Raw genomic sequence first — 25,777 nt, 5'->3', positions numbered from 1 at the left:
TACGCGTGCATGGCAACGGTGTCTTTCACCTAGTCGGACCAAGCGGGGAGGATGCGCAGATGCGAATGGCCTACGCAGCTGTCACCGGACAGGCCAATCGTCAGATCTGATGCCTAACGTCTTTGGTAAGCACACCGATTCAGGAAAGCTCGGGAGACGCCATGCCCAGACCACGCCGCCGACTGGCGAGCACCTGCGTCGGTACGGTCGCGGCCGGACTGCTCGCGACCGGAGCCGCGCTCGCGGCACCCCAGGAGGACCTGCCCCACGGCCCGGACATCGCCATGGGCGCCTATCTCGACTACGGCCCGCCGGGGGTGGCCCGCATCCCGTACCTGTCGCGGTGGCTGGGCGGCAAGGAGATCCGGGTCGGTCACACCTACCTCCCCGGAGACAGGTGGGGCGGCATCGAGGGCAATGTCGACTTCCTGGAGGACTGGGCCGAGTGGCGCCGGGCCCGGGACGACCGGATGTTCGTCCTCAACGTGCCCATGCAGGCACGGAACGAGGGCCGGGTCCCCGACTACCAGGTGGCCCGGCTGATCGGGGCGGGCGCGGCGGGCCACTACGACCGGCACTTCCGGAAGCTCGCCGAGCGGCTGGTGTCGCTGGGCATCCCGGACACGGTCATCGTGCTGGGCTGGGAGATGAACGGCGTCACCTACACCCACCGCTGCGGGCCGGATCCGGAGAACTGGAAGGCGTACTGGAGGCGCATCGTCAACACGATGCGCGCGGTGCCCGGACAGAAGTTCAAGTTCGATTTCGCCCCGAACAGGGGGAAGGACGCGATCGGCTGGACCAAGTGCTACCCCGGCGACGACGTGGTCGACATCATCGGGATGGATTCGTACGACCAGGCGCCCGGGCGGAGCTTCGACGACCAGATCGATCAGCCGTACGGGCTCCAGAAGCACGTCGACTTCGCGAAGGCACACGGCAAGCCGATCTCCTACCCGGAGTGGGGGCTGTTCCGGCGCGGGGACAATCCGGAGTACGTGCGGCGCATGCTGAAGTGGATCGCGCAGCACAAGCCGATCTACCACACCATCACCGACTACTGCCCGCACGGCGTGTGGCAGTGCAAGGAGAACCCGGAGTCCTCGAGGGTCTTCCGCGCCGCGCTGGTCCCCGAGATCCCCACGCCCCAGATCCCGACTCCCGAGATCCCGACGCCGCAGATCCCGACCCCGCAGATCCCCACGCCCCAGATCCCCACGCCCCAGATCCCGACGCCGCAGATCCCGACCCCCGAGATCCCGACGCCCCAGATCCCCACGCCCGAGGTCTCCACACCCCAGACCCCGAGCCCTCAGGTCCCGGCCCCCGAGATCCCCGAGCCCTCGCCCGAGGCACCGCTCCCGGTGAGCCCGAGCCCGGTGGCTCCGAGCCCCGAAGCCCCGAGCCCCGAAGCCCCGAGCCCGGTCGCCCCGAGCCCCGAGGCACCGCTGCCCGTGACCCCGAGCCCGCTCGACCCGTCGCCGGAGGCACCGGTTCCGGTGACCCCGAGCCCGCTGGAGCCCACGCCCGAGGTCCCGGTCGGCCCGAGCCCCCTCGTCCCCGCTCCCGAGGTCCCGACGCCCGCGCCCTCGCCCGTCGCGCCGAGCCCCCTGGTGCCGAAGCCCGAGTCCACGCCCACGCCGACCCCGCCGCCCGCGCCGACGCAGCCCGCGCCGGTCAACACCAAGCAGTGGTGCATCCCGCTCAACTTCGGCGAGTGGCTCTCCAAGCTCGTCGGCAAGCAGTCGGTCTGCGTACAGCTCGACTGGGGCAAGGACTCCGGCTTCTGGCCCTTCTAGACGGGTCATCGCACCCGCAGTTCGTTGAGCCGCGCCCGCCAGTCCCTGGCGGCCGGCAGTGCCTCCCGCAGCGCGTCCACCGCCCGCTCGCGCCCCGTCACCTGCGACTCGTGCAGCCGCAGCAGGGGCGTGAGCGCGGTCGTGGCCAGCAGGAAGCGCTGGTTGACCACCGTCTCGGGCCGCCAGTGGTTCTTGTACGGCTCGTTGCCGCGCAGGAAGCTCACCACCGGCCGGCCCTCCGCGAGCGCCCGCCCGGCCTCGTAGCGCAGCAGCAGCGTCGCCACGTCCACCTTGCGCGTGCGCAGGTCCGGGTCGGCCCCGTACAGGTAGCCGCCGCTCAGCCCGGCCGACAGCAGCGTGACGTTGACCGCCACCACCTTCCCGTCCAGCCGGAACTCCGTCAGCCGGCCCTCCCCGGCCCGCACCATCCGCCGGGTGGCCCGGGTCAGGTGCTCGGCGAAGCGGGGCCTGAGGTGCTCGGGGGTCACCCCGCGGCCGCGCCACTGCTTCTCGTGGAGGCGCAGCAGGGTCCGTACGGCACGCGGCACTTCCTGCTCGGTGACCTCGTGCTCCTCGATCCCGGCCGCGTCGGTCTTGCGGAGCTTGGCCCGGACCCGCTGGGCGCCGGAGGCCGGCATCCGCTTGACCAGCTCGTCGAAGGGCAGCGCGGGCAGCTCCATGCAGGTGGAGTCGGCGAGCCGGGCGGCGGCCCCGGGCCAGTGCTTGTGGAGCTCCTCAACCGCAGCCCCCGGCCGGACCTCGCGGAGGTCGACCACCGCGCCCCGGGCGGCCCGGTGCAGCCCGCGGGCCAGCGCCGGGACGACCTGGTCGGCGTACTCGGATGCCACGAGCACGTCGAAGTAGTCGGTGATGTTGCCGCCGAGGGGCACCAGCAGCGGCATCGGCCGGTGGACGAGCATCAGCGCGGCCGCGCCGACCAGCTCCTCGCCGCGCCGCACGAGGAGGACCCGGAGCCGGCCCTCCTTCCCGTACGACAGCCACCAGGAGTGCAGCCAGGCGTGGCTCTGGAAGGGGGTGGCGGTGGGACAGCCGCGCAGGAGCCGGTTCCACGGCTCCTCCAGCGCGGCGAACTGCCGGGGGTCGCGGCACAGCGTCACCGACAGGGCCCCGGTGGAGCCCGACGTCATCGCACGGACTCCTTCTCCTTGGTCTCGGTGGGCTCACCCTGGGCGGGGAGCGAGGCGTACTCCTCGACGACGCCCTCGCGCCCCTCGGCCACCTCGGCCACCACCTGCGGTGCCGTCTCCTCCTGCTTGCGGCGGCCGCCGGGCCGGGCGAGCAGCCACAGCCCGCCGAACAGCCCGCCGGCACACATCCCGACGGCGCCGCTGATGGGGGCGGACGGGGAGGCGGGGTCGCTCGGCGCGACGGCCTGGTTGAAGAGGATCAGCTGGACGCCGGTGTTCTTGGCGGCCTGGTTGCTGCTCAGCGACAGGGCGTCGGCGACCGCGTTGGCGATGTCGGCGGCCTCGGCGGGGCTCGTCGAGGTACCGGTGATGGCGATCATCGGGGACTCGGGGGAGGTCTCGGCCCGCACCTGGGTCCGCAGCTTCCGGGCGTCGATGCCGGCGCGGGGCTGGGCGTAGGCGAGGGTGGAGCTGCCGGTGGCGATACGGGCGTAGGCCTGGGCGAAGCCGAGGGCGGTGGCCGGCTCGGTGGTGTCGTCCGGCACGGCGACGACGTAGCTGGTGGCGGCGTACTCGGGGGTCTTGAGCACCCCGTACGCCCCGCCTGCGGCGAGCCCGAGCAGCGCGCAGACGGGCAGCGGCCACCAGGCGGGCGGCACCGGCCGCCGCCGAGCGCGGCGCTCGCTCCTCTTCTCGGCCCTCTTCTCGGCCCTCGTCTCGCTCTTCTTCTCGGTCTTCTTCTCGGTCTTCTTCTCGGTCTTCTTTTGATCGGTGGTGTCAGCCATGAGCGTGCCTTCCTGGGTGGAGGGAGTGGTTACGGGGTGGTCAGATCCAGCCCCGCCGGCGTTTGAGGCGCGGGGTCTGGGGCGGAGCCCCAGGGGCCTTGGGCGGAGCCCGGCTCGGCCTGCGCAGCCCCCGGTACGGCCAGAGGCGCGGGGGCCGGGGCAGGGCCCCGAGGGGACGAGAGGGCCAGGTCGTAGACGTCCAGCAGCTGGCGCGCGCTGCGCGCGATGTCGTAGCGGCGGACCACCGGCGGCGGCGGCAGCCGACGGGCGCCCGCCTCCATGTGGCCGCGCAGGGCCGCGACCAGCTCCTCCGTGCCGGTCCCGATCCGCCGCGCGCCCGGGGCCTGCGCCGCCGGCAGGTCGTCGATCGCCGGGCACGTCACGTGCAGCACCGGGAGTCCCGCGGCCAGGGCTTCCACGACCGCCAGCCCGAACGCCTCCTCCCGCGACGGGGACACGAAGACGTCCATGGCGGCCAGCAGCGCCGGGATCCCCGGCGTACGCCCGTCCGCGCTGTCGCCCAGCGGATCCCGCTCCCCCAGCAGGTGGATCCGGCTCTGCGCGCCGAGTTCCGCCGCCAGCGAGCGGAGCCGGGCCCGCTCGGGCCCGTCCCCCGCCAGCAGCAGGTGCGCCCCCGGCAGCGCCGCGACGGCCCGCACCAGTACGTCGAACCGCTTGCCCGGGACCAGCCGTCCGACCCCGCCGACCACGAAGGCCCGCTCCGGCAGCCCGGTCCGGGCCCGGGTGGACCGCCGTACGCCCTCGTCGAAGCGGAAGCGGACGGCCTCGATCCCGTTCGGGACGACGTGCACCCGCGCGGCCGGCACCCCCCACCCCTCCAGCCGGGCGGCCACGGTGTCCGAGACGGCCACGGTCGCCGCCCCCAGCCGCTCGCTCGCCAGGTACAGGGCCCGGACCCCGCCCGAAAGCGGCCGTCCTTCGATCTCGCCCTCCCCGAGGGAGTGTTCGGTGGCCACGGCCGCCCCGGCGCCCGCGAGCCGGGCCGCGAGGCGCCCGTACACGCAGGCCCGGTACAGGTGGGTGTGCACGAGGTCGTAGCGGCCGCGCCGGATGAACCTGACCAGCCGGGGCAGCGCCCCCAGGTCCCGGTTGCCCCGCATGCCCAGGTGCACGACCCGCACCCCGTCGGCGCGCAGCCCCTCGGCCACCGGCCCGGGGTTGGTCAGCGTCAGGACGTCGCACCGCATGGGCATGTGCCGCAGCAGCAGCCGCAGTTGCTGCTCGGCGCCGCCGACCCCCAGCCCGGTGATGACGTGCAGGGCCCTCACTTGCGCACCCCCCGCCGCAGCTCCCGCACCTGGTGCCGCAGCTGCTTGACGCGCAGCCGGGCGCCGCCGTCGGCCTGGCTGACGTGCGTACGGGGCAGGGCGTGCGGGCCGGCGAGCCCCCCGGGGTCGATGGCGCAGGCGTAGCCGTAGCCGGCGTCCCGGGTGGCGGCGACGACCCGGGCGTCGAGGTGCCCGTACGGGTAGCAGAAGCCCTCGGGCAGCGTCCCGGTCAGCTCGCGCAGCAGGTCGCGGCTGCCCCGCAGCTCCTGCTGGAGCACGTCGTCGGCGGCCACCGTGAGGTCCTGGTGGAGCAGCCCGTGCGAGCCGATCTCCTGCCCGGCCTCGGCGACTTCGCGGATGCCCTCGGCGGTGAGCAGGGACTTGCGGGGGCCCAGCGGGTCCCAGACGTTGTCCACGCCGAGCCGCCCGGGCAGGACGAAGAGGGTGGCGGTGCAGTCGTAGCGGTCGAGCAGCGGGAGGGCGTGGGTGAGGAAGTCGGTGTAGCCGTCGTCGAAGGTCAGCCCGACCAGCCCGCCCCCGCGCCCGGCCGCGCGGGCCCGGAGCAGTTCGCCGACCGACACCCCGCGCAGGCGGCGGGAGCGCAGCCACAGCAGCTGGGCCTCCAGGGTGCGGGGGGTGACGGTGATCCCGTACGGGTCCTCGGCGGGGTCGGTGAACTCGGCGACCGAGTGGTACATCAGGACCCACGGGGATGCGGTCCGGCGGGCGGGGACCACCACGGCGGCGGGCGCCGAGTCGGTGTCAGCGGACATTGCGGAACCTCTGCGTGAACTGGGAGATCTGACCGGGCAGGGCGGTGACTTCGAGGGCGCGTATGGCCATGCCGGTGGCGCCGAACATGGCGGGGACCAGCAGGCAGCCGAGGGCGGCGCTGAGCATCGGGTCGGGGATCATCGGCCCGGCGATCCAGCCGGTGCCGCAGGCGGCGGCCGCGGAGACGGCGAGCCGGCCGATGCTGACGGCGACCCGGCGGACCTGGATGGCGATGATCCGCGAGCCGAGGCCGGTGAGCAGGAGGGCGGCGGCGGTGGAGATCCCGACGGCGTTTGCGGCGGCAAGGCCGTAGGTGCCCCACCAGCCGACGGCGAGGGCTCCGGCCACGATGTTGACGAGGAGTCCGGCGCCCATCGCGAACGCCGGGAACCAGGTGGGCCGGGCGGTCGAGAAGAAGGGCCGGGACAGCGCCCCGACGAGGCAGTGGCCGAGGAGTCCGAGTCCGTAGACCCGCATGACGTCGGCGGTGGCGAGGGTGTCCGCGTGGGTGAAGGCACCGCGTTCGAAGAGGACCTGGATGATCTGGGGCGCGTAGCCGATGACGAGGGCGGTGCCCATGAGGACGGCGAGGGAGGCGAGCGCGAGGTCCTGTTCGACGCGGCGCCGGGCCTTCTCCCGCTCCCCGCCGGCCATGGCCTGGGCCACGACCGGGAAGGTGACGGTGCAGATCATCAGCGACAGCACCATCGGCATCTGCGCGACCTTCTGCGCGTAGTTCAGGTGGGAGATCGCCCCGGGCGGGAGCGAGGCGGCGAGGAACCGCTCCACCAGGACCTGCGACTGCCGGAAGACGGCGAAGAAGATGACGGGGGCGATGACACCGAAGGCGATCAGCGTGGGCCGGTCGCGGTCGCGCTGGCTGCGCGGGGCGCCCTTGGCCCGGGACGGGCCGAAGCCCACGTTCCGGATGAAGGCGGGCAGTTGGACGAGGACCATCAGCAGCCCGCCGACCGCGACCCCGGCCGCGGCGGCCCGGACGCCCCACACGGCGTGCAGGGCCACCATCGTCCCGATGATGCCGATGTTGTAGGAGACGTAGATCGCGGCGGGCGGCACGAAGGAGCGGTGGGCCCGCAGGGCGGCGCTGAAGTATCCGGCGAGCCCGAAGGAGAGCACGGTCAGCGCCGTCATACGGGTGCACTGGACGGCCAGTTCGGGATCGGGCAGGCCGGGAGCGAGGACGGCGACGACGGCCGGGGCGGCCACGACGAGCACGGAGGCCACGGCGGCCAGGAACACCGCGAGCCGCGGCAGGGTCGCCCCCACGAGCAGCCGTACGGGGTCCTGCGCCCGGGCCTCCTTGCGGGTGAGGCCGGCCCGGCTCGCGGCCCGCCGGGCCAGCGCCTGGCTGAAGGCGGGCACCATCAGCAGCGCCATGGCGTCCTCGATGAGCAGCGTCGAGGCCATCTCGGGCACGGTCCAGGCGATGAGGAAGGCGTCGCTGTCGTGCCCGGCTCCGAAGAGGTGCGCGATGGTCTGGTCGCGGACCAGCCCGAACACCGCCCCGGCGGCGGTCAGCCCGGCGGTGACGGCGGCGGCCTTGGCCAGGAACCGCCCGAGCGGGGGGCTCCCGCCGGGGGAACCGGATGCGGGGGCCTCGCCGATCCGGCCCGGCCCGGCCCCGCCGTCCACCCCCCTGGACGCACCGGCGAAGCCGGGCGCCGGCGCCGCGGCCCGCCCGGACGCGGCCCGCGCGGCCACGCGAACGCTCCGCCGCTGCGGGGCGCCGGGCAGCGCCGATCCGTCGCCCGGACGGTCCGCGCCGGAGCCGTCCCGCCCCGGCACGGCTCCGGCGACGAACCCGGGATCCGTCGAGGCCGGCGGGCGGCCGCCGGGCAGGACGGGGCCGCGCGCCGGCGGGCCGGAACGGGGCTCCGCCGCGGCGGAGTTGCGGCCCGGAACGGCCCACGCGACGACACCGGGATCCGGCGGAACCGGGGGGCGGCCGGGCAGGACCGGATCCCGGGGCGGACCCGGGGGCGGATCCGGCACGGTGCCGGCGTCGGCGGGGCCGCCCGGGACGCGGGCGGGGCCCGCCCCGGCCGGAGGGCCGGAGGCGGGCCGCCAGGGCGTGGTGTCCGTCACCGGCCGCTCGAACCCTCAGGGACCGGGCCCCGTACGGCCGCGCGGGAGGCGCCCCGCAGGCCGGGGCCGGAGGCGGCGGCATCCGCCCGGGAGGGGAGGGCCCACCAGGCGGCCAGGCCGATGATCACCCCGGTCAGGACGGTGGACGGGCCGCCGATGTCCGCGTAGAGGAAGTCGGTCAGCTGCCACACGAACAGGCCGGTCGCGACCAGGCCGCAGTCCCGGACGGCGTGGGCCGTGCCGGACGCGTACCGGCGCAGCCCCGCCACCAGCAGCGCCGCCCAGCCGCCCGCCAGCGCGGTCAGCCCGATCAGCCCCTGCTCGCTCAGGATCAGCAGGTACATGTTGTGCGGGGAGAGCAGCGGCTGGCGGATGTACGCCTGCCCCGCGCCAGCGGTGTCGCTGCCGGAGGAGAGCCCCAGCGAGGAGTGCCCGTCGCGGTGGGCCGGGAAGCCCTTCAGCCCGACCCCCGCCGCCGGCCGCTCGCGCCACATCGACCCGGCGGCGGCCCACATCGTGTAGCGGTCGGTCACCGACTGGTCGGGGGCGCTGGAGACCTGCGTGATGGAGGTCAGCCGCTCGGCGACCATGTCGGAGCCGACCCCGAGCCCGCCCACCAGGACCACCCCGGCCGCGGCCAGCGCGACGAGCACCTTCAGGGCCCGCCGGATCCCGGCCATGCCCATCACCAGCACCGCCGCGCCGGCGGTGGCGATCCACACGCCCCGGCTGAACGACAGCACCAGCGGCAGCACCAGCGCCAGCGCCGAGATCCCGGCGATCCGCCGGATCCGCTGCGGCAGCCCCGGTGCCAGCGCGACGGCGGTCGCCACCACCAGCCCGTACGCCACCACCGTGGCCATGCCCATGACGTCACCGGGGCCGAAGGTGCCCACGGCCCGGATGTCCTGGCCCTGGTAGGAGGCCCCGGTGTGGGTCGCGTACTGCACGACCCCCACCGCGCCCTGGACCAGCGCCAGCACCACGAAGCATCCGGCGGCGATCCGGAACTCCCCCGCGTCGCGCACCAGCAGCACCACCGCCGCCGGGACCAGCACGAAGACCTGGAGGTAGCGCACGAAGCCCGGCAGGGCCGCGTACGGATCCCCCGCGGTCACCGTCGCGACCGCGAGCCCGACGGCGGGCAGGCCGAGCACGAGCACGCCCAGCGGGGTCAGCTCCCGCACGCGGCCGCGCAGCGCCTGCACCGCGCAGACGAACACCAGCAGCAGCGAGGCCGCGTCGGCCGGGCCGACCTTCCCGGAGGCGGTCGCGTCCCCCGCCGGGAGCGGGGCGAGCAGGAAGAGCACGGTCGCGGCGAGCGGCAGCAGCGGCCAGTGGCTGCGCAGCAGGCCCCGCACATCGGGCCGCCGGACCCGGTTCACCGATACGGCAAGGCTCATCAGCTGCCCCCCAGCCTGAAGCGGAAGAAGGAGGCCGCGGTGCGGGCCAGGATCCACAGGTCCTGCCACAGCGACCAGGTGTCGATGTAGTGGTTGTCGAAGCGGGCCCGGTCCTCGATGGAGGTGTCCCCGCGCAGGCCGTTGATCTGCGCCAGGCCGGTGATGCCGACGGGCATCCGGTGCCGGGCCTCGTAGCCGGGGTGGACGGTGGTGAACTTGGCGACGAAGAAGGGCCGTTCGGGGCGGGGACCGACCAGGCTCATGTCACCCCGTACGACGTTCCACAGCTGCGGCAGCTCGTCCAGCGAGGACTTGCGCAGGAAGGAGCCGACCCGGCTCATCCCGCGGTCCCCGGCGACCGTCCAGCGGGTCGCGGACTCGTGCTCGTCGGCGCGCAGCGTACGGAACTTCAGCAGCGTGAAGGGGCGCCCGTAGAGGCCGACCCGCTCCTGCCGGAAGATCACACCGGGGCCGTCGCAGATCCGTACGGCCAGCGCGCACGCGGCCATCACGGGCGCGGCGGCGACCAGCGCGAAGAGTGCGAGCAGGGCGTCGAGGCCGCGCTTGGCCCAGCGTTCCAGGGGCCGCGCCGGGCGGGGCAGCAGCGGCTGGACGGCGTAGCCCCACAGCTGGTCGGCGGGGTGCGCCACCCGCATGCCGGTGACCTTGGCGGTGCCGGCCGGGTCGGCGAGCCAGAGCCGGCAGCCGTGGTCGCGGAAGAGCCGGACCAGGGAGGCGGTGCGCTCGTCGGCCTCGGGCGGGCGGGTGAACACCGCGTGGCGCACGGAGTTCTGGATGACCGCCCGCCGGATGTCCTCATGGGTGGCGAGCACGGGCAGGGCGCCGTTGTCCTCGCCGTCGGGGGCCGCCGTGTCGGCGAGCCCGACGGGGCACAGCCCGTACTCGGGGCGGCCGTGCAGGGCGGCGGCGACCGCGGCCGCCCCGGCGCCGGGTCCCACGACGAGGGCGGAGGCGGGCCTGCGCAGGGCGGTGCGGCGGTGGAGCAGGTTGACGAACCCGCGTCCTGCGCACGTCAGTACGACCTGAAGGCACACGGCGGTGAGCAGCACGCTCCAGCCCAGGGCCCGGCCCGGATCCACGGCGGCCACGACCGCGCCGGCCCCGCACCACAGGACGGCGGCCCGCCCGGCCAGCACGGGCAGTTCGAGCAGGGCCGAGGGTGCCAGCCGCGGCCGGTAGAGCCCGGCCTGCGCGTGCAGCGCGGCGAGCAGGACGGCGACGGGCGCGGCGGCGGCGAGCGGAAGGGACCCCGCGGGCAGGGCCGTCGCGGTGAGTACGGCGGCCAGCCCGTCGGCGGTGAGCAGCGGGAGCAGCCCCGTCGTACTCCCGCGGCGGCTCCGTCCCGGGCGTACGGCGGTCCGGGCCCGGTCGGCCCTGGGTCCGCGCGGGGGGTGGATGGCGGTCGCGGAACGGCGGGATCCGCCCAGTGGCGCGGGCGCGAAGGCGCTGCCGCCGGCGGGCCCCGTGCCGCCCTGCCCGGTGTGCCGGGCGGGTGCGCTGTCCATCGTCATCGGCTGATGCGCTCCTGGTTCAAGGGCCGGGGCCTGCCCAGCAGTTCGTGGTACAGACCGGTGACCGCGTCCGTGGTCCGCCGCACGTCGAAGTCGGTCCGGGCGTGTTGCCGGGCCTGCTCCCCGAGTTCGGCGAGGAGCCGCGGTTCGGCGAGCAGCCGTCCCAGGGCCTTGGCCAGCGCCGTCGGGTCCTCCGGCGGTACCAGGCACAGCCGTCCCTGGCCGGACGGCAGGCTCTCCCGCGCACCGCTGACGTCGGAGACCAGGACCGGGCGGCCGCAGGCCATGGCTTCGAGCGGGGCGAGCGCCATGCCTTCCCACCGCGACGGCAGTACAACGAGATCGGCGGCCCGAAGCCACGGTCGGATGTCGGAGGCGGCGCCCGCGAAGAGCACCCCGGGCGGGGCGGTGCGGCGCAGCCGTTCGGTGTCGGGCCCGTCGCCGACGAGGGCCAAACGGGCGTCGGGGACGGTCCCCAGCACCTCCGGCCAGGCCCGCAGCAGGATGTCCTGCCCCTTCTGGAGGCAGACGCGGCCCACGCAGACGGCGAGCGGTCCGCCGTCTGCCAGGCCGCCCCGGAAGGCGGCGGGCAGCGGCAGGGCGGCGCGGGCCCGGGCCTTGTCCTGCCCGGGGTCGGGGCCGCCGGGCCGGAAGTGGTCGAGGTCGACGCCGTTGCGGATCACCGACCAGCGGGCGGTGATCCCCTCGGACTCGCCCGCGCGGCGTTCGGCCTCGCTGACGCAGAGCACCCGGTCGGCCCAGCGGGCCCCGTACCTCTCCCAGCGCAGTGCGAGTGCGGCGGTGGCTCCGCCGACGGCGTCGAAGGACCAGGCGTGGGGCTGGAAGACGGTGGGTACGGAGCCGCGCGCGGCGAGCCGGCCGGCCAGTCCTGCCTTGGCGCTGTGCGCGTGCAGGAGGTCGGGGCGGACGCGGCGGAGCAGCTGCCTGGCGCCGATCACCTCGGCGGGCAGGCCGGGCCCTGGGGCCCGCCCGGCGCGCCAGGCGAGCACCTCGGCGCCGGCCTCGCGGGCGGCGTCGGCGAGCATGCCGCCGCCGGGGCAGCCGACGACGGTGTGCAGGCCCGCCGCGGACTGTGCGCGGACGAGGTCGACGACGACGCGGGCGACACCGCCCTCGACGGGCTGGGTGAGATGGAGGACGGTCGTGGGCTGTGCGGCCCCATGCTGTGTGGGCACGAGCAGTGGTCTCCTGCGTTCAGCGGCGCGCGTCTGTCTGAACGAAGAGCACACCGAGGAAATGACCCTGGCCTTCACCCGTGAACCTGAAACTCAGGCTGCGGGCGCCACCGGACAGGGCGGGACTCAGATCGAACACGTCCGCGTCGTATCCGAGATTGTTCATATAATCTGGCTGCCGTACGGACGTTTGATGTCCGAATTCCGTGATCGTGGAATTCATAACATCATTAAAAGGATTTTCTGGATCGCTGAGGCTCACCCGGCGGCCGCTGTCGGCCGTCACGGTGAGCGAGTCGCCGAGGACGCCCCGGTCCCCGTCGTACGCGACGACCCCGACCCGCCCCGCGGACCCGGCCGGCGCGTCCAGGCCGTCGAGCTCGACCAGCCCGTCGCCGGCGCCCGGGCGGCCGGCGAGCCCCTCGAAGCCGTCCCACAGCGAGATCCGGCGCACCGGCTCCTGCGGGTGCTCGTAGGCGACGACCAGCGTCCAGCCGCCCCAGGCCCCCACCTCGGAGTGGCCCATGGCGATGTTCAGCTGGGCCACGGTCCACATCCCGGCGCCGCCCTTGCGCACCAGCGGGGTCACGTCGGCGGAGGCCTGATAGGCATCGCTGCCCGCGTCCGTGCGGTGCCCCATCACCGTGTCGGCGATGACCTCCCGGTAGGCGCCGCCCGGTTCGGCGACCAGCACCCGGCCGTTGTCCTCCGGCGGCTTCTGCTCGCCCACCCGCAGGTTCCCGCCCCAGTAGAGACGGGCGTACGAGACCTTCGCGCCCTGCGGGACCTTGAGCTCGGCCCGGGTGGAGTTGTAGGTGTCCGGGTCCTTGTCGACCTCGCTGTAGAACATCTCGAAGTCGCTGTTGACGCCGGCCGCGCCGCGCTTCACGTCGGCGCACGGCTCGGCCTGCGGGGACTCCTCCTTGCGGCAGCTGATGCCGGAGTTGGAGGCGCGCACCAGCCCGCCGTGCTGCACGGCCTGGTAACGCTGGGTGAACGGAACGCGGGGCAATTCTTTGGGAGCCGGGGCCGCGGCCACCGCCGCGGGAACGTTCCCGGAAAGTGCGAGGCAGGACAGCAGACCGAGCGTGCCGAGGATTCTGCGGGAGGAACCCATGACCCTGTCTCCATTTTCGATCAAGGGGACAAAACAGGAGTGAACTTTGTCAGAAATCGGGCTGGAAATCACGTCGGACTCGCTCGTACGGCCTTTTGGGCGATAGCACGCACCCTCGAAGCGGGCGGGTCGTTATGAGTTGCACCATTGTTCGAACCGAAAGGAAAAACGGAGATGAAGAAGAGGCTGGTGCGCGGCACCACCCTGGCCGTCGCAGGCGCTGCCATGCTGATGGGCGGCGCGGGCCTCGCCTCCGCGGACGGCGGCGCGACGGCGAACGGCATCGCGGCCGAGTCCCCCGGCGTCCTGAGCGGCAACCTGGTCCAGGTCCCCGTCCACGTCCCCGTGAACGTGTGCGGCAACACCGTGAACGTGATCGCCCTGCTGAACCCCGCGTTCGGCAACACCTGCGTGAACGCCTGAACGTCAACAACGCCGTCCGAAACGGCGGCATCCGAGTGAAGTCACGCAACCCGAGCGGGTCGCGGGGCGTTGATCCGGGTGCTCCAGCACCGGGCAATCCTGCAAAAAAGGGACGACAATGATCAAGAAGATGATGGCCACGGCAGCGGTTGCAGCCTCGGCTGTGGGCATGGGTGCCGCCATGGCGCCGCAGGCGATGGCCATCGGGAACGACGCCGGCATCACCACCGTGAACGGCAACGGCGCGTCGCAGATCTACGGCAACCAGGCCACCTACGGCAACATGAGCCCGCAGATGGCGCTGATCCAGGGCTCCTTCAACAAGCCCTGCATCGCCCTGCCCGCCAAGGCCAACGTGCAGTCCCTGTTCGCCCTGCTCAACGTCGGCGTCCAGGACATCCCGGTCCTGTCCAACCCGCAGAACCAGCAGTGCACCGAGAACTCCACCCAGGCCAAGGGCGACGAGGCCCTCTCGCACATCCTGGACAACATCCCGATCCTCTCCGGCAACGTCTCCGCCGGCAGCTGATCCGAGGCCCGCGCCAGCGAGGCCGCCGCACCTCCGGGTCGCGGCGGCCTCGCCGCATGTAGGGCCCGGCCGTGGCCCTGGGAATTGCGATGAAAATCCGCCGGCCACCCCGAATTGACGCAGGGCATTGGGGTGAATTACCGGCCGGCCGCCGAAAATGCGCGGTTTCTTTTCTCCGAGCCGCTCGTTGTTATTTCTGCAGTGGATACGCCTCTGCGGGAAGGATTGAAATCAAATGAAGTACAAGAAGGCAGTGGTGCTGGCCGCCGGCGTTCTGATGGCCGCCGGTGCCGCCTCCCCCGCCATGGCCGACGCCGACGCCGCGGGCAAGGCCGTGGGCTCCCCGGGTGTCCTCTCGGGCAACGTGGTGCAGGTCCCGATCAACATCCCGATCAACGTCTGTGGCAACACCGTGAACGTGATCGCGCTGCTGAACCCCGCGTTCGGCAACACCTGCATCAACCGCTGACGAAGCGCTTGAGCCCGCAAGGGCACGCCCCCTCGGGGTGGCCTCGGAGTGCACGGCGGTGCACTCCGGGGCCGCCTTCGATTCAGCACCGGCTTCCGTGCCGGTAGACAGGGAAGGACCCATGCGACAGGTACTGAGCCGACAGGTACTGGGCAAGGGGATGCTCACGGCGGCGGCCGCGTCGAGTCTGCTGTCGATCGCGACCGGCGCGGCCTACGCACACCCCGGAGCGACGGCCGAGGCCTCGCATTCGCCGGGCGTGCTGGCAGGCAACAGCGTCTCGGTACCGGTCACCTTCGCCCCGAACGTGTGCGGCAACAGTGTGGACGGCGGTGCCGCGCTGAACCCCGCGATGGGGAACACGTGCGCCACGTCGACCGGTTCGCACACCGACGACGGCCACGACTACGGGCGCTACCTCAGCCCCGAGAACGCCGAGGCCTTCGAGCGCTACCTGGAGGAGCGCGAGGGGCGCCACTCGGTGCCGGAGCAGCGCCGGGAGGAACCGCGCCACCAGGGCGGCTACGGCGGCCCCGGCGAGGAGCGGCACCACGAGCAGCCGCGGGAACAGCCGTGGGAGCAGCCCCGGGAGGAGCCGCGGCACCAGGGCGGCGGCGACCACCAGGACGGCTACGGCGGTCCCGGCGGGGAGCAGGGCGAGGAGGAGTGCGACGACCACCCCGAGTCCACCCCGCCCCCGCCGGCCCACCACGCGCCCCCCGCGCCGGAACGGCCGCACCCGAAGCCGGAGCCCGTCGCGGAGCGCCCGGCCCCGCTGCCCGCCCCGGTCTGGGAGGCGCCCGCGCCGCCGGAGCAGCAGCCCGCCCCCGCGCCGGTCGAGGAGGCACCCCAGCCGCTCCCCGCACCGGTCGAGGAGGCACCCGTACCGCTTCCGGCCCCGGTGCCCGTCCCGGCCCCGGTCGAGGAGGCGCCCGTAACGCTGCCGGCCCCGTCGCCCGCGCCGGCTCCGGAGGCTCCCGCCCCCGTCGTGGACGATGCCCCCGCGCCCCGGCCGCCGCACGGCAGCCAGCCCGTGGAGCACCCGGCCCCGGCCCCCGCGCCGGCCGACCAGCCCCCGGCCGCCCCCGCCGGTGACGTCCCCGTCCACCTGCCCCCGGCGCCCGTCCCCGCTCCGGCGCCCGCACCTGCTCCCGCGCCCGTCCCGGCGCAGCAGCAGGCCCCCGCTCCGGCGCACGTGAGCGCGCCCGTGCTCGCGCAGACCGGCGCGGGTCAGCCCGCGGCCGCGGCGGCCCTCGCCTCGGCCCTGATCCTGGGCGGCGCGATTCTGTACCGGCGGTCGCGTATCGCCTGACCGGCATGACCGGTAATCAGAAGAAATATCGGCCGGAGAATCCCTTGTCGGATTCTCCGGCCGCTGTCATGCCCGTTCCTCGCCGCGCTCGACCGCGTTTCCGTAGCGGCGGGGAATCGTTAGCCAAGGCGAAAGCGGCGCGACGGTCGCCGCTGACGCCTCTGCTCTCGAAAAGAATGAGGATTTCGATAATGAAGCTCACGAAGGTCGCCGCTGTCGTCGCCGGATCCGTCGCCGCCCTCGGCGCCGCGGCCCCCGCCTTCGCGGCCGAGGCCCCGGCGATGCCCCCCATGAGCCTGACGAGCGGGGTGATGGAGACGGTGGACGCCATCAACCCCGTCACCGAGTCCCTCCCGCAGACCGTGGGCAACGGCCTGGCCGAGCAGGGCGAAGGCGTCCACAAGGTCGTGGGCACCGTCCAGAAGGTCAACAAGGTCCGCAACGACGTCCCCGGCCAGGTGCTCGGCCTCGCGAACGGCGCCACCCAGGCCTCCCCGATGCTCGGCGGCGTGAAGCTCAACGGCGGTGCCGACAACGGCTGAGCCGGTTCCCCCCGAAGGGGGCACCGATACGACTGTGGGCGCCACCGGCGAGGCCGGGGCGCCCACAGTCGGGTGTGCGACTACGTCAGTCGTTGACGCAGAAGTTGCCGAACGCCGGGTTCAGCAGGCCGATGATGGTGACGGCGTTGCCGCACACGTTGACCGGGATGTGGACCGGAACCTGGACCAGGTTGCCGGAGAGGACACCGGGGGAACCCACGGCCGCGCCCTCGGCCGTCGAGTCGGCGACGGCGGAGCCGGCGGCACCGGCCGCAGCGAGACCGGCGGTGGCCAGGACCAGGGCGGCCTTCTTGGCAGAGTTCATGGGAAGTGCACCTTCTGTTCGATGTTCTGCCCCGATTCGGGGCTCACATCGAGCGAAACGGTCCAGTCTCCCCGGCGACACGGGTTGGTCCGCGATCAGACCTGTTCAGCTCAATCGTCGTAACCGCGGTACCACCCAACACCGTTACGAGGGGCTGTCTTGTGCGGCCGAGACGCCGGGGAGCTCCAACTCCGGGATCTCGAAGTCCGGGATCTCGGGGATCTCCGGCACCAGCTCCACCGGTGCCGCCGGATCGGGGAGCGTGGGCGGTACCAGTGGCGGGATCTCCACGCCGGGGATCTGCGGGAGGGTCACGCCCGGGATCTCCGGCAGCTTGATCTCGGGGATTTCGGGGATTTTGATCTCCGGGATGTTGATGGGCGGCAGGCTGATGCCCGGCGGCAGCAGCGCCTTGATCTGGTCGAGGATGCTCTTGATGAGGTCGTCGACGGGGCCGGCGGCCGCGGCCGCCTTGACGGGCATCGCACGGGCGCCGAGGTCGAGGGCGCTCGCGGGGGCCGCCGCGCCGGTCAGTATGACGACGGCGAGGGCCGAGGGGACAAGGAGGCGGGCGCGGGACGGCTTCGTGCGGTGCATGGGGGTTCCTTCGCGTGGGGACACACGGGCGGACCCGATCGGTCCGCTCCTTACTCACCGTGCGAACACCTCGCACGGAGCGCAACCGGATCTTGAGCGGCTGCGGGCTTCGTACGGGCTTCGCGCAGGCGTCCGGAGGCCGCTCACCCGGGCCGGGGAAAACCTCGTGCCCCGCAGGCCGTTTGAGTGAAGCAGCGGAACCAACCCCCCGACCGGGCAGTTGACCAGGGCGCTCCATTGGCGGGCACTCGTGCGACAAAAGGATCAAGATGTTCAAGAAGTTCATGACCGCCGCCGCGGTCTCCGCCGTTGCTGTCGGTGTGGGCGCTGCCGCCGCGGCCCCTGCCATGGCCATCGGGAACGACGGCGGCGTCACCACCGTGAACGGCAACGGTTCCCAGCAGATCTACGGCAACCAGAAGACCCACGGTGACCAGAGCCCGCAGCTCGGCCTGGTCCAGGGCACCCTGAACAAGCCCTGCATCGGTCTGCCCGCCAAGGTCAACGTCCAGTCCATTCTCGCCCTGCTCAACATCGGCGTCCAGGACATCAACGTCGCGTCCAACCCGCAGAACCAGCAGTGCACCGAGAACTCGACCCAGGCCAAGGGCGACGAGACGCTCTCGCACATCCTCAGCAACATCCCGATCCTGTCGGGCAACGCCTCCGTCGGCAGCTGACGCTTCGCTCCCGCGCGGGGAGCGAAGTGACGAGGGCCCCGGCAGCGTCCAGCTGCCGGGGCCCTCGCACGCTCCGCGTCCTCATCCCGTCCAGAAGTCCCACCACCGGGTCAGGACCAGCATGGCGATCACCCCGATGTGCAGGGCGGGCGGGGCCCAGCCGAACTCGGTGAAGAACTCCCGCACCGGGCCGGGGGCGGGGAGGGCACCCGTACGGACGTTGTGCGCGGTGACCGCCCAGAACATCAGCAGGGTGGCCACCCAGGCCAGGCAGCACCACAGGCAGAGCGCGTTGATCTCGTAGAGCGACTGGACCATCAGCCAGCTGCAGAATCCGATGCCGAAGAGCGTTCCGGCGTTCAGACCCAGCCAGAACCAGCCGCGGTAGCGGGCGCCGGCCAGCAGGCCCGCGCCGACGCACACCACGACGGCGTACCCGACCAGCCCCAGCATGGGGTTGGGGAAGCCGAAGGCCGCCGCCTGCTCGCTCTGCATCACGCTGCCGCAGGAGACGACCGGGTTGAGACTGCAGGCGGGCTTGAAGTCCGGGTCCTCCAGCAGGAGGAACTTGTCCAGGGTGATCACCCAGGAGGCCAGCAGCCCGGCCGCCCCGGTGAGGGCCAGCAGCCAGGCCAACCCCCGCGGCGCCGCTTCCCGTTCGTCCTCGTGTCGACTGCGGGGCCGCCCCTGCTGGCGCGGGAGGCCCGCTGTATTCGTTGCCATGCGGGCCATAGTCCCGCGCTCCCCCACAGAGCGGGCCGAACCATGCCCATCCCTATGCAAGTTGACCTGAAGGGGTGGCGGGAACCCCTGATGCTTCCCGGACGTTTTACCGAACCCCGGACGTGATGTCAGAGCCAGGGGCTACGTTGAGCTTCCGCGAAGTAACAAGCTGCGACGGCCTGGAGACCCACCTTGAGCGATCCGTACGAGACAACCGAGGCGCACCTCGACCGACTCCTGGGCCGCGCCCTGAACTCCTTCGACCTGCCCGACAGGTTGGTCGAGCGCCTCGGCACGGCGCTCGCCCACAGCTCTTCGCTCTACACCACCCACCAGAGCCCGGCGACGGGGGTCTGGCGGGAGACCCACCAGCACACCTACCTGCTGGCCGACGGCGGTTCGGTGTCGCTGTGGGAGCTGGCGTACCGGCAGGAGGGCGACCGGACGGCCCGTCACGAGATCTTCGCGAGCAAGGCGGAGGCCTGCCTGGCCGTGTCGCGGCTGTTCGGGGAGGTCCCGGCCGAGGCCGCCCTGGATCCGACGCTGCTGCCCTGCGACGACGAGGAGGACCACGACATGGCGGTGCTGAGCCTGCTGTTCGCGGCCTCGGCTCCGGCGCAGCGCCACCGGGAGTACGCGGTGGAGGAGTCCGCGGACCACGCCCGTCGGGTGCTGCGGCGCGCGGAGAACGCGGACCGGCCCGGCGAGCCGGTGGCGGCGCTGCTGCGGTCGGCGTACGCCCACCAGATCACTCAGGCGTTCGGGCCCCGGCAGTGCCTGTCGGACGGCCGGGACGCCGGTTTCAGCCTGTACGAGCACGCCTTCGTCCTGCTGGACGGGAGCGAGGTCAGCCTGTGGGAGGTCGAGCACACGGCGACGCCGGACGGGCGGCACATGTGCGAGGTGTACGAGAGCGAGGGAGCCGCGCGCGAGGCCATGGAGCTCCGCGCCCGGGTCCGCTGACCCGTCAGGCCGCGGCCGGGGCCGTGACGGACAGCGGGAGGTCCAGGGGCAGGTCCTGGGTGATGCGGACCTCGTCGGGGCGCAGGTCCGCGGGGGTCGGCATGGCGCTGCCGGGGAGCTGGACGGCGGCCGCGCCGTGGGCCAGGGCCGAGGCGAGGGCCTCGGGGCCGGTGCCTCCGGCGATGAGGAAGCCGGCCAGGGTCGCGTCGCCCGCCCCGACGTTGCTGCGGACCCGGTCCGGGGGGACCGGCGCCGTGCCGTAGTAGGTGCCCTCCGCGGAGACGAGGAGCTGGCCGTCCGCGCCGAGCGAGGCCAGTACGGCGCCCGCGCCCAGCGAGCGCAGCTCTTCGGCCGCCTTGACGACGTCGCCGAGGGTGGCCAGCGGCCGGCCGACCGCTTCGGCGAGCTCCTGTGCGTTCGGCTTGATGACGTCGGGGCGTGCGGACAGGGCCGCCGGCAGGGCCGGGCCCGAGGTGTCGAGGGCGATGCGGGCGCCCGCCGCGTGGGCGCGGGCCACGAGGTCGGCGTACCAGGCGGGGGCGAGGCCGCGCGGGAGGCTGCCGCAGCAGGCGATCCAGGCGGCATCGCCGGAGCAGGTGCGGACGGTGTCCAGGAGGAGGGCGGATTCCCCGGGCGTGAGCTCCGGGCCGGGTGCGTTGATCTTGGTGAGGGTGCCGTCCGGTTCGGCGACCGAGATGTTCGAGCGGGTCTGCCCGGCGATCGACACGGCCGTGACGTCCACGCCCTGCGCTCCGAGGAGTTCGGCGAGGAGGGTGCCGGGGGCTCCGCCGAGCGGGAGGACCGCCGTCGTACGCACTCCCGCGGCGGCCACCGCGCGGGAGACGTTGACTCCCTTGCCCCCGGGGTCGACCCGGTCGACGGTGGCGCGCAGTACGTCGCCGCGCTCCAGCGAGGGGACCTCGTAGGTCCGGTCGAGGGAGGGGTTGGGGGTGACGGTGAGGATCATACGAGCACAACTTCCGTACCGGTGGCTTCGATCGCCGCCTGGTGGGCGGGGGCGAGCCCCGCGTCGGTGATGAGGAGGTCCACGTCCGCGAAGGAGCCGAAGCGGGCGAAGTGCTCCTGTCCGGCCTTGGCGGAGTCGGCGAGGAGGACGACGCGGCGGGCGGCGGCCACCGCGGCGCGCTTGACGGCCGCCTCGGCGAGGTCGGGGGTGGTGAGGCCGCCTTCGGCCGTGAACCCGTTGGTCGCGAGGAAGAGGACGTCGGCCCGGATCTCGGCGTAGGCGCGCAGGGCCCAGGCGTCGACGGCGGCGCGGGTGCGGTGGCGGACGCGGCCCCCGACGAGGTGGAGGTCGATGCCGGTGTGGTCGGCGAGGCGGGCGGCGACGGGCAGCGCGTGGGTGACGACGGTGAGGGCGATGTCGACGGGGATCGCGGCCGCGAGGCGGGCGACCGTACTGCCGGCGTCGAGGACGACGCTGCCGCCGTCGGGGAGCTCGGCCAGCGCCGCGGCGGCGATGCGGTCCTTCTCGTCGGCGGCGGTGGCCTCGCGCTCGGTGAGGTCCGGCTCGAAGGCGAGGCGGCCGGCCGGTATGGCCCCGCCGTGGACCCGGCGGACCAGGCCGGCGCGGTCGAGGGCCTTGAGGTCGCGGCGTACGGTCTCGGCCGTGACCTGGAAGCGGTCGGCGAGCGAGAGCACGTCGACCCGGCCCGCCTCACGGGCGAGGCGGAGGATCTCCTGCTGGCGCTCCGGCGCGTACATGTGGTTCCACGTCCGTTCGATGCCCGACTCTGTGGCTTTCCCCTACCGTACGCCCCCAAGGGAGCAAAACAAAGGGAAACGGACATACCCGCCAACAAAAGCGGGCATGTCCGTGGAGTGGGGGCGAAGAACCTCAGGCCACCGGGACCTTCTCCGCGGCGGGGCCGGCGTGCTCGGATCCGCCCTCGCGCTGCTCCATCGGGAGGGACTTGCGCGGCAGCATGAACATCACAGCGAAGATCACGACCATGACGGCCACCACCCACCACAGCGCGCCCCGGAAGGCTTCGACGTAGGGCGGCCCGAGGACCATGTCGTCGTCGATCAGCCCGAAGAAGACGACGGAGGTCAGGCCGAGGCCCAGCGCGTTGCCCATCTGACCCGTGGTGTTGATCAGGCCGGAGGCCGATCCGGCGTGCTCGCGCGGCACCTCGGACAGCACGGTGTCGGTGAGCGGGGCGACGATCAGGCCCATGCCGATGCCCATGACGACCAGCGGCGCGGCCATCTGCCAGGAGGCGATCTCCATGCCGTAGCGCTGCGACTCCCAGATGTAGAGGAGCAGGCCCGCGGCCATGGTCAGCGCGCCCGCCTGGAGCACCTTGCGGCCGAAGCGCGGGACGAGCTTCTGGACGGACATGCCCGCGGCGGCCGAGACGGCGAGGGAGAAGGGGATGCCGGTGACTCCGGCGCGCAGGGCGCTCCAGCCGAGGCCCATCTGCATGTACAGCGTCCAGACCAGGAAGAAGATGCCGGTCGCGAGGCCGAAGGTCAGCTGGACGGCGATACCGCCGGCGAAGCTCTTGACCTTGAAGAGGGAGAGCTCGACGAGCGGCGAGCCGTCCTTCTTGATCTTGTACTGCTCGTACGCGATGAAGCCGGCGAAGACGAACGGCACGAGCCCCATCGACACGAAGCCCCAGACCGGCCAGTCGTTCTCGCGGCCGTGGGTGAGCGGGAAGATCAGCATGACCAGGCCGAGGGTGGCGAGCACGACGCCGACGAGGTCGAGGCGCAGGGCCTGGGGGGCCTTGGACTCGGTGATGAACTTGCGGCCCAGCAGCACGCCGGCGATGCCGACGGGCAGGTTGATCAGGAAGATCGGGCGCCATTCGAGGCCGAAGAGGTTCCACTCGGTGAGCAGCGCGCCGAGCATCGGGCCCGAGACGGCGCCGAGGCCGACGATCGCGCCGAACATGCCGAAGACCTTGCCGCGCTCGTGCGGCGGGAAGGTGACGTGGATGATCGCCAGCACCTGCGGGACCATCATGGCCGCCATGCCGCCCTGGAGGATGCGGGAGGCGACGAGCATGGAGGGGTTGGCCGCGATGCCGCAGAGCAGCGAGGCGGCGGTGAAGCCCGCGATGCCGATGAGGAAGAGCCGCTTGCGGCCGTAGATGTCACCGAGACGGCCGCCGGTGATGAGGCCGGCGGCGAAGGCGAGGGCGTAGCCGGCGGTGATCCACTGGATGGCGCTGGTGGAGGCACCGAAGTTCTGGCGCATGCTGGGTATCGCTATGTTGACGATCGTGACGTCGACCAGGTCCATGAAGGCCGCGGTCATCACGATGGCGAGCGCCAGCCAGCGGCGGCGGTCGGCCGGCGTCGCCGGCTCTTGCGGGCTGGATGCGTCTGCGTCTGTCCGCTCTTCTTCTCGTACGGGCCCGTTCTCTCTTTCGGGCGATGTCTTGGACGTCTCGGTGCTCATGGAGAGAAACCTAGACGGGAAGTAGGTCAACAGGTGTCCTATTTCGCTGGCAACCTGGGTCACATGACCGACACCCCGGCACGGCTCCTCTCCCTGCTGTCCCTCCTCCAGACCCCGCGCGAATGGCCGGGGAGCGAGCTGGCGGAACGGCTGCGGGTGAGCTCGCGGACCATCCGGCGGGACATCGAGCGGCTGCGGGACCTCGGGTACCCGGTGGAGTCCACGCTGGGCGCGGAGGGCGGGTACCGGCTGGTGGCGGGGGCGGCGATGCCGCCTCTGCTGCTGGACGACGAGGAGGCGGTGGCGATCGCGGTGGGGCTGCGGGCGGGAGCCGGGCACGCGATCGAGGGGGTCGAGGAGGCCTCCGTACGCGCCCTGGCCAAGCTGGAGCAGGTGCTTCCGTCGCGGCTGCGGCACCGGGTGAGCGCGCTGCAGTCGGCCACGAGCGCGCTGACGCGCGGGGACGGGGCGAGCGTGGATCCGCGGACGCTGACGACGATGGCGTCGGCGGTGGCGGGGCCGGAGCGGCTGCGGTTCGCGTACCGGGCGCGGGACGGGGTGGCGTCGCGGCGGCTGGTGGAGCCGTACCGGCTGGTGAGCACGGGGAGCCGGTGGTACCTGGTGGCCTACGACCTGGAGCGGGAGGACTGGCGGACCTTCCGGGTGGACCGGGTGGGCGAGGCGTTCGCGACGGGAGCGCGGTTCGCTCCGCGGGAGCTGCCGATGGATCCGGTGGCCTTCGTCCGGAGGGGGCTGCTGGGCGGGGAGACGACGTACACGGTGGAGGTGGGCTTCGCCGTCGCCTCGGCCGAGGCGCTGCCGGAGTGGATGCGGGATGCGGCGTTGCCGGGGCCGGGGCCGGACGGCAAGGGCACCCTGGTCCGCTTCGAGACCGGGGACGCCCCTGAGTGGCTGGCGGCCCGCCTCGCCCTGTCGGGCCTCCCCTTCACGGTCCACGCCCCGCCGGCCCTCGCCGCGGCGGCCCGCGAAATGGGCGCCCGCCTGGCGGCAGCCTGACGCCTCCGGCGAGGTTTGTGGGTGCGGCTCAAAGATCCGGGGCTCCGCCCCGTACCCCGCTCCTCAAACGCCGGAGGGGCTGGATTTGGCTGATGCGGCCCGCCAGGTGCGGCTGGATTGCCCGCAGGGCAATTTCAGCCCCGCCGGCGTTTGAGGCGCCGCCGGAGGCAAATCAAGCCTCGCCGGCGTTTGAGGCGTGGGGGTCCCCCCGGACGGAGTCTGGGGGAGGGTCTGGGGCGGAGGCCCAGCAGCGGGCCCGCGCCTCGGGCAGGGGGGAGCCCCGGCGCCTGGGGGGGGATAGGCACCGGGGCTCGTTTGGGGGGTGGGGCCGAGGCCCGCGGGATGGCTGCCGGCCGCGCTAGGCCACCGCGTCGAAGCCCGTGTCCCGGGCCATCCGCTTCAGTTCCAGAAGCGCGTGCTTCTCGATCTGGCGGATCCGCTCGCGGGTCAGGCCGTGCTGCTTGCCGACCTCCGTCAGGGTCCGCTCGCGGCCGTCGTCGATGCCGTACCGCATCTTGATGATCGACGCGGTGCGCTGGTCGAGCTTCCCGAGCAGGTCCTCCAGCTCCTCGCTGCGCAGCAGCGACAGCACGGACTGCTCCGGGGAGATCGCCGAGGTGTCCTCCAGGAGGTCGCCGAACTGCGTGTCGCCGTCGTCGTCCACCGACATGTTGAGGCTGACCGGGTCGCGCGCCCAGTCCAGTACGTCGCCCACCCGCTTCTCCGTGGTGTCCAGCTCGGCGGCGATCTCGGCGTGCTCCGGGTCGCGGCCGTTCTCGCGGTTGAACTCGCGCTGGACGCGGCGGATCCGGCCGAGCTCCTCGACCAGGTGGACGGGGAGGCGGATGGTGCGGGACTGGTCCGCGATGGAGCGGGTGATCGCCTGGCGGATCCACCACGTCGCGTACGTGGAGAACTTGAAGCCCTTGGCGTAGTCGAACTTCTCGACCGCGCGGACCAGGCCGGCGTTGCCCTCCTGGATCAGGTCGAGGAGCGGCAGGCCGCTGCGCGGGTAGCGGCGGGCGACGGCCACCACGAGGCGGAGGTTGGAGCGGATGAAGACTTCCTTGGCGCGCTCGCCTTCGGCGGCCAGCGCCTCCAGCTCCTCGCGGGAGGGTGTCTTACCGGATCGCTCGATCACTCCGTCGAGGATCTGCTGGGCGTAGACGCCCGCCTCGATGATCTGGGAGAGCTCCACTTCCTTTGCGGCGTCGAGCAGCGGGGTGCGCGCGATCTCGTCCAGGTACATGCCGACCAGGTCGCGGTCTGCGATCTCCCCGCCCACAGCGCGAGCGCTGCTCGTGGACTGACGACGGGCGACGGCGCGGGTTGCCATGCGTGCTCCCTTGCGATGAGTTCGGTCGCGGTGCGGCTGCCGGACGCCACCGATGGTGCGGTGGGGCGCCCCCGGACACTCTCCCGAGTGCCCGCATCCGAAGGAAACAACGACTGGAATCGGGACAGAATTCCCACGTCGCTCCCTCTTTTTCGAGATCTTGCAGTATCCTGCCCCGCCGCGAGAGCGGGCACGATGCCGCCGGGGCCCGAAGAGGTGCAGGTCAGGCCCGGAACGGAGGCCGATCCGCCGGTCCTCACCGACGCGCACCACCGCTAC

General features: G+C 73.0%; 25 protein-coding genes. 9 read left to right on the top strand and 16 right to left on the bottom strand.

The window, feature by feature from the left end:
- Positions 1-161 precede the first annotated feature (161 nt).
- Positions 162-1,799 (top strand): glycosyl hydrolase, encoded by a 1,638-nt coding sequence (locus ACFWBN_RS18955; protein WP_385178014.1) that lies wholly within the window; start codon positions 162-164, stop codon positions 1,797-1,799.
- Positions 1,800-1,804: 5 nt separating this feature from the next.
- On the opposite strand, the gene ACFWBN_RS18950 is transcribed toward ACFWBN_RS18955, so the two are convergent.
- From ACFWBN_RS18950 to ACFWBN_RS18910, 9 genes are all read right to left on the bottom strand, one after another.
- Positions 1,805-2,947, bottom strand: a complete 1,143-nt coding sequence (locus ACFWBN_RS18950) for a GNAT family N-acetyltransferase (RefSeq protein WP_385178013.1) — start codon at positions 2,945-2,947, stop codon at positions 1,805-1,807.
- Positions 2,944-3,732: a lipopolysaccharide biosynthesis protein gene (locus ACFWBN_RS18945; RefSeq protein ID WP_385178012.1), complete on the bottom strand. Its 789-nt coding sequence runs from the start codon at positions 3,730-3,732 to the stop codon at positions 2,944-2,946. The genes ACFWBN_RS18950 and ACFWBN_RS18945 overlap by 4 nt, the downstream gene beginning before the upstream one ends.
- 29 nt (positions 3,733-3,761) lie before the next feature.
- A complete protein-coding gene (locus tag ACFWBN_RS18940) occupies positions 3,762-5,021 on the bottom strand; it encodes a glycosyltransferase (RefSeq protein ID WP_385178011.1) in 1,260 nt (419 codons plus the stop codon).
- Positions 5,018-5,794, bottom strand: a complete 777-nt coding sequence (locus tag ACFWBN_RS18935) for a polysaccharide deacetylase family protein (RefSeq protein WP_385178010.1) — start codon at positions 5,792-5,794, stop codon at positions 5,018-5,020. Before ACFWBN_RS18935 ends, ACFWBN_RS18940 begins: the two co-directional genes overlap by 4 nt.
- Entirely contained in the window at positions 5,784-7,550 is a 1,767-nt protein-coding gene (gene murJ, locus ACFWBN_RS18930) for a murein biosynthesis integral membrane protein MurJ (protein WP_385178089.1), read from the bottom strand. Before murJ ends, ACFWBN_RS18935 begins: the two co-directional genes overlap by 11 nt.
- Positions 7,551-7,897: 347 nt before the next feature.
- Positions 7,898-9,304, bottom strand: coding sequence for an O-antigen ligase family protein (locus tag ACFWBN_RS18925; protein ID WP_385178009.1), 1,407 nt, complete (start codon positions 9,302-9,304; stop codon positions 7,898-7,900).
- Positions 9,304-10,836: an exopolysaccharide biosynthesis polyprenyl glycosylphosphotransferase gene (locus ACFWBN_RS18920; RefSeq protein WP_385178008.1), complete on the bottom strand. Its 1,533-nt coding sequence runs from the start codon at positions 10,834-10,836 to the stop codon at positions 9,304-9,306. Before ACFWBN_RS18920 ends, ACFWBN_RS18925 begins: the two co-directional genes overlap by 1 nt.
- Positions 10,833-12,032, bottom strand: a complete 1,200-nt coding sequence (locus ACFWBN_RS18915; protein ID WP_385178007.1) for a glycosyltransferase — start codon at positions 12,030-12,032, stop codon at positions 10,833-10,835. The genes ACFWBN_RS18920 and ACFWBN_RS18915 overlap by 4 nt, the downstream gene beginning before the upstream one ends.
- 19 nt (positions 12,033-12,051) lie before the next feature.
- Complete coding sequence (locus ACFWBN_RS18910; RefSeq protein WP_385178006.1) at positions 12,052-13,149, bottom strand: DUF3344 domain-containing protein; 1,098 nt, start codon at positions 13,147-13,149, stop codon at positions 12,052-12,054.
- Positions 13,150-13,374: 225 nt separating this feature from the next.
- On the opposite strand from ACFWBN_RS18910, the gene ACFWBN_RS18905 reads away from it, so the two are divergent.
- The 5 genes from ACFWBN_RS18905 (at position 13,375) to ACFWBN_RS18885 (ending at position 16,424) form a co-directional block, all read left to right on the top strand.
- Complete coding sequence (locus ACFWBN_RS18905; RefSeq protein WP_385178088.1) at positions 13,375-13,572, top strand: chaplin; 198 nt, start codon at positions 13,375-13,377, stop codon at positions 13,570-13,572.
- Positions 13,573-13,690: 118 nt separating this feature from the next.
- Positions 13,691-14,101 (top strand): rodlin, encoded by a 411-nt coding sequence (locus ACFWBN_RS18900; RefSeq protein WP_385178005.1) that lies wholly within the window; start codon positions 13,691-13,693, stop codon positions 14,099-14,101.
- Between the two features lie 235 nt (positions 14,102-14,336).
- Entirely contained in the window at positions 14,337-14,570 is a 234-nt protein-coding gene (locus tag ACFWBN_RS18895; protein WP_385178004.1) for a chaplin, read from the top strand.
- Positions 14,571-14,691: 121 nt separating this feature from the next.
- Complete coding sequence (locus ACFWBN_RS18890) at positions 14,692-15,882, top strand: chaplin (RefSeq protein WP_385178003.1); 1,191 nt, start codon at positions 14,692-14,694, stop codon at positions 15,880-15,882.
- A 191-nt stretch (positions 15,883-16,073) separates the two neighbouring features.
- The gene (locus ACFWBN_RS18885; protein WP_385178002.1) at positions 16,074-16,424 is read left to right on the top strand and encodes a hypothetical protein; all 351 of its coding nucleotides are present in this window, start codon (positions 16,074-16,076) and stop codon (positions 16,422-16,424) included.
- A gap of 85 nt (positions 16,425-16,509) precedes the next feature.
- On the opposite strand, the gene ACFWBN_RS18880 is transcribed toward ACFWBN_RS18885, so the two are convergent.
- Both ACFWBN_RS18880 and ACFWBN_RS18875 read right to left on the bottom strand, forming a co-directional pair.
- Positions 16,510-16,749, bottom strand: coding sequence for a chaplin (locus ACFWBN_RS18880; RefSeq protein WP_385178001.1), 240 nt, complete (start codon positions 16,747-16,749; stop codon positions 16,510-16,512).
- Positions 16,750-16,893: 144 nt separating this feature from the next.
- Positions 16,894-17,346 carry a hypothetical protein gene (locus ACFWBN_RS18875; protein ID WP_385178000.1) on the bottom strand — a complete coding sequence of 151 codons (453 nt, stop codon included), beginning with the start codon at positions 17,344-17,346 and terminating at the stop codon, positions 16,894-16,896.
- Between the two features lie 269 nt (positions 17,347-17,615).
- Between ACFWBN_RS18875 and ACFWBN_RS18870 the strand changes: the two genes are divergently transcribed.
- Positions 17,616-18,026: a rodlin gene (locus ACFWBN_RS18870; protein WP_385177999.1), complete on the top strand. Its 411-nt coding sequence runs from the start codon at positions 17,616-17,618 to the stop codon at positions 18,024-18,026.
- Between the two features lie 81 nt (positions 18,027-18,107).
- Here ACFWBN_RS18870 and ACFWBN_RS18865 read toward each other — a convergent pair whose 3' ends face one another.
- Complete coding sequence (locus ACFWBN_RS18865; RefSeq protein WP_385177998.1) at positions 18,108-18,758, bottom strand: vitamin K epoxide reductase family protein; 651 nt, start codon at positions 18,756-18,758, stop codon at positions 18,108-18,110.
- Positions 18,759-18,941: 183 nt separating this feature from the next.
- Here ACFWBN_RS18865 and ACFWBN_RS18860 point away from each other — a divergent pair, with 183 nt between their 5' ends.
- On the top strand, positions 18,942-19,712 hold the full coding sequence (locus tag ACFWBN_RS18860) for a DUF6227 family protein (RefSeq protein ID WP_385177997.1): 771 nt from the start codon (positions 18,942-18,944) through the stop codon (positions 19,710-19,712).
- 4 nt (positions 19,713-19,716) lie between these two features.
- Here ACFWBN_RS18860 and pfkB read toward each other — a convergent pair whose 3' ends face one another.
- The 3 genes from pfkB to ACFWBN_RS18845 all read right to left on the bottom strand — a co-directional run bounded on the left by pfkB (position 19,717) and on the right by ACFWBN_RS18845 (position 23,145).
- A complete protein-coding gene (gene pfkB / locus ACFWBN_RS18855) occupies positions 19,717-20,679 on the bottom strand; it encodes a 1-phosphofructokinase (protein WP_385177996.1) in 963 nt (320 codons plus the stop codon).
- Positions 20,676-21,437, bottom strand: a complete 762-nt coding sequence (locus ACFWBN_RS18850; RefSeq protein ID WP_385177995.1) for a DeoR/GlpR family DNA-binding transcription regulator — start codon at positions 21,435-21,437, stop codon at positions 20,676-20,678. The genes pfkB and ACFWBN_RS18850 overlap by 4 nt, the downstream gene beginning before the upstream one ends.
- Before the next feature lie 133 nt (positions 21,438-21,570).
- Positions 21,571-23,145 carry an MFS transporter gene (locus tag ACFWBN_RS18845; protein WP_385177994.1) on the bottom strand — a complete coding sequence of 525 codons (1,575 nt, stop codon included), beginning with the start codon at positions 23,143-23,145 and terminating at the stop codon, positions 21,571-21,573.
- Between the two features lie 63 nt (positions 23,146-23,208).
- Between ACFWBN_RS18845 and ACFWBN_RS18840 the strand changes: the two genes are divergently transcribed.
- Positions 23,209-24,162, top strand: coding sequence for a helix-turn-helix transcriptional regulator (locus ACFWBN_RS18840; RefSeq protein WP_385177993.1), 954 nt, complete (start codon positions 23,209-23,211; stop codon positions 24,160-24,162).
- Positions 24,163-24,520: 358 nt separating this feature from the next.
- Here ACFWBN_RS18840 and ACFWBN_RS18835 read toward each other — a convergent pair whose 3' ends face one another.
- Positions 24,521-25,498, bottom strand: a complete 978-nt coding sequence (locus ACFWBN_RS18835) for an RNA polymerase sigma factor RpoD/SigA (protein WP_385177992.1) — start codon at positions 25,496-25,498, stop codon at positions 24,521-24,523.
- Between the last annotated feature and the right edge of the window lie 279 nt (positions 25,499-25,777).

The sequence above is a fragment of the Streptomyces sp. NPDC059989 genome (genome assembly GCF_042736975.1).
Classification (GTDB): domain Bacteria; phylum Actinomycetota; class Actinomycetes; order Streptomycetales; family Streptomycetaceae; genus Streptomyces.
Note: the sequence above shows the minus strand (reverse complement) of the source record. Positions and strands in the feature narration are given on the sequence as shown.

Excerpts from the sequence above, each read along its gene's own strand:
- ACFWBN_RS18890 (WP_385178003.1), top strand. The coding sequence starts at position 14,692 with ATGCGACAGGTACTGAGCCGACAGGTACTGGGCAAGGGGATGCTCACG.
- ACFWBN_RS18895 (WP_385178004.1), top strand. The coding sequence starts at position 14,337 with ATGAAGTACAAGAAGGCAGTGGTGCTGGCCGCCGGCGTTCTGATGGCC.
- ACFWBN_RS18875 (WP_385178000.1), bottom strand. The coding sequence starts at position 17,346 with ATGCACCGCACGAAGCCGTCCCGCGCCCGCCTCCTTGTCCCCTCGGCC.
- ACFWBN_RS18935 (WP_385178010.1), bottom strand. The coding sequence starts at position 5,794 with ATGTCCGCTGACACCGACTCGGCGCCCGCCGCCGTGGTGGTCCCCGCC.
- ACFWBN_RS18880 (WP_385178001.1), bottom strand. The coding sequence starts at position 16,749 with ATGAACTCTGCCAAGAAGGCCGCCCTGGTCCTGGCCACCGCCGGTCTC.
- ACFWBN_RS18850 (WP_385177995.1), bottom strand. The coding sequence starts at position 21,437 with ATGTACGCGCCGGAGCGCCAGCAGGAGATCCTCCGCCTCGCCCGTGAG.
- ACFWBN_RS18865 (WP_385177998.1), bottom strand. The coding sequence starts at position 18,758 with ATGGCCCGCATGGCAACGAATACAGCGGGCCTCCCGCGCCAGCAGGGG.
- ACFWBN_RS18945 (WP_385178012.1), bottom strand. The coding sequence starts at position 3,732 with ATGGCTGACACCACCGATCAAAAGAAGACCGAGAAGAAGACCGAGAAG.
- ACFWBN_RS18955 (WP_385178014.1), top strand. The coding sequence starts at position 162 with ATGCCCAGACCACGCCGCCGACTGGCGAGCACCTGCGTCGGTACGGTC.
- ACFWBN_RS18835 (WP_385177992.1), bottom strand. The coding sequence starts at position 25,498 with ATGGCAACCCGCGCCGTCGCCCGTCGTCAGTCCACGAGCAGCGCTCGC.
- pfkB (WP_385177996.1), bottom strand. The coding sequence starts at position 20,679 with ATGATCCTCACCGTCACCCCCAACCCCTCCCTCGACCGGACCTACGAG.
- ACFWBN_RS18910 (WP_385178006.1), bottom strand. The coding sequence starts at position 13,149 with ATGGGTTCCTCCCGCAGAATCCTCGGCACGCTCGGTCTGCTGTCCTGC.
- ACFWBN_RS18845 (WP_385177994.1), bottom strand. The coding sequence starts at position 23,145 with ATGAGCACCGAGACGTCCAAGACATCGCCCGAAAGAGAGAACGGGCCC.
- ACFWBN_RS18870 (WP_385177999.1), top strand. The coding sequence starts at position 17,616 with ATGTTCAAGAAGTTCATGACCGCCGCCGCGGTCTCCGCCGTTGCTGTC.
- ACFWBN_RS18920 (WP_385178008.1), bottom strand. The coding sequence starts at position 10,836 with ATGACGATGGACAGCGCACCCGCCCGGCACACCGGGCAGGGCGGCACG.
- ACFWBN_RS18900 (WP_385178005.1), top strand. The coding sequence starts at position 13,691 with ATGATCAAGAAGATGATGGCCACGGCAGCGGTTGCAGCCTCGGCTGTG.
- ACFWBN_RS18905 (WP_385178088.1), top strand. The coding sequence starts at position 13,375 with ATGCTGATGGGCGGCGCGGGCCTCGCCTCCGCGGACGGCGGCGCGACG.
- ACFWBN_RS18840 (WP_385177993.1), top strand. The coding sequence starts at position 23,209 with ATGACCGACACCCCGGCACGGCTCCTCTCCCTGCTGTCCCTCCTCCAG.
- ACFWBN_RS18950 (WP_385178013.1), bottom strand. The coding sequence starts at position 2,947 with ATGACGTCGGGCTCCACCGGGGCCCTGTCGGTGACGCTGTGCCGCGAC.
- ACFWBN_RS18885 (WP_385178002.1), top strand. The coding sequence starts at position 16,074 with ATGAAGCTCACGAAGGTCGCCGCTGTCGTCGCCGGATCCGTCGCCGCC.
- ACFWBN_RS18925 (WP_385178009.1), bottom strand. The coding sequence starts at position 9,304 with ATGAGCCTTGCCGTATCGGTGAACCGGGTCCGGCGGCCCGATGTGCGG.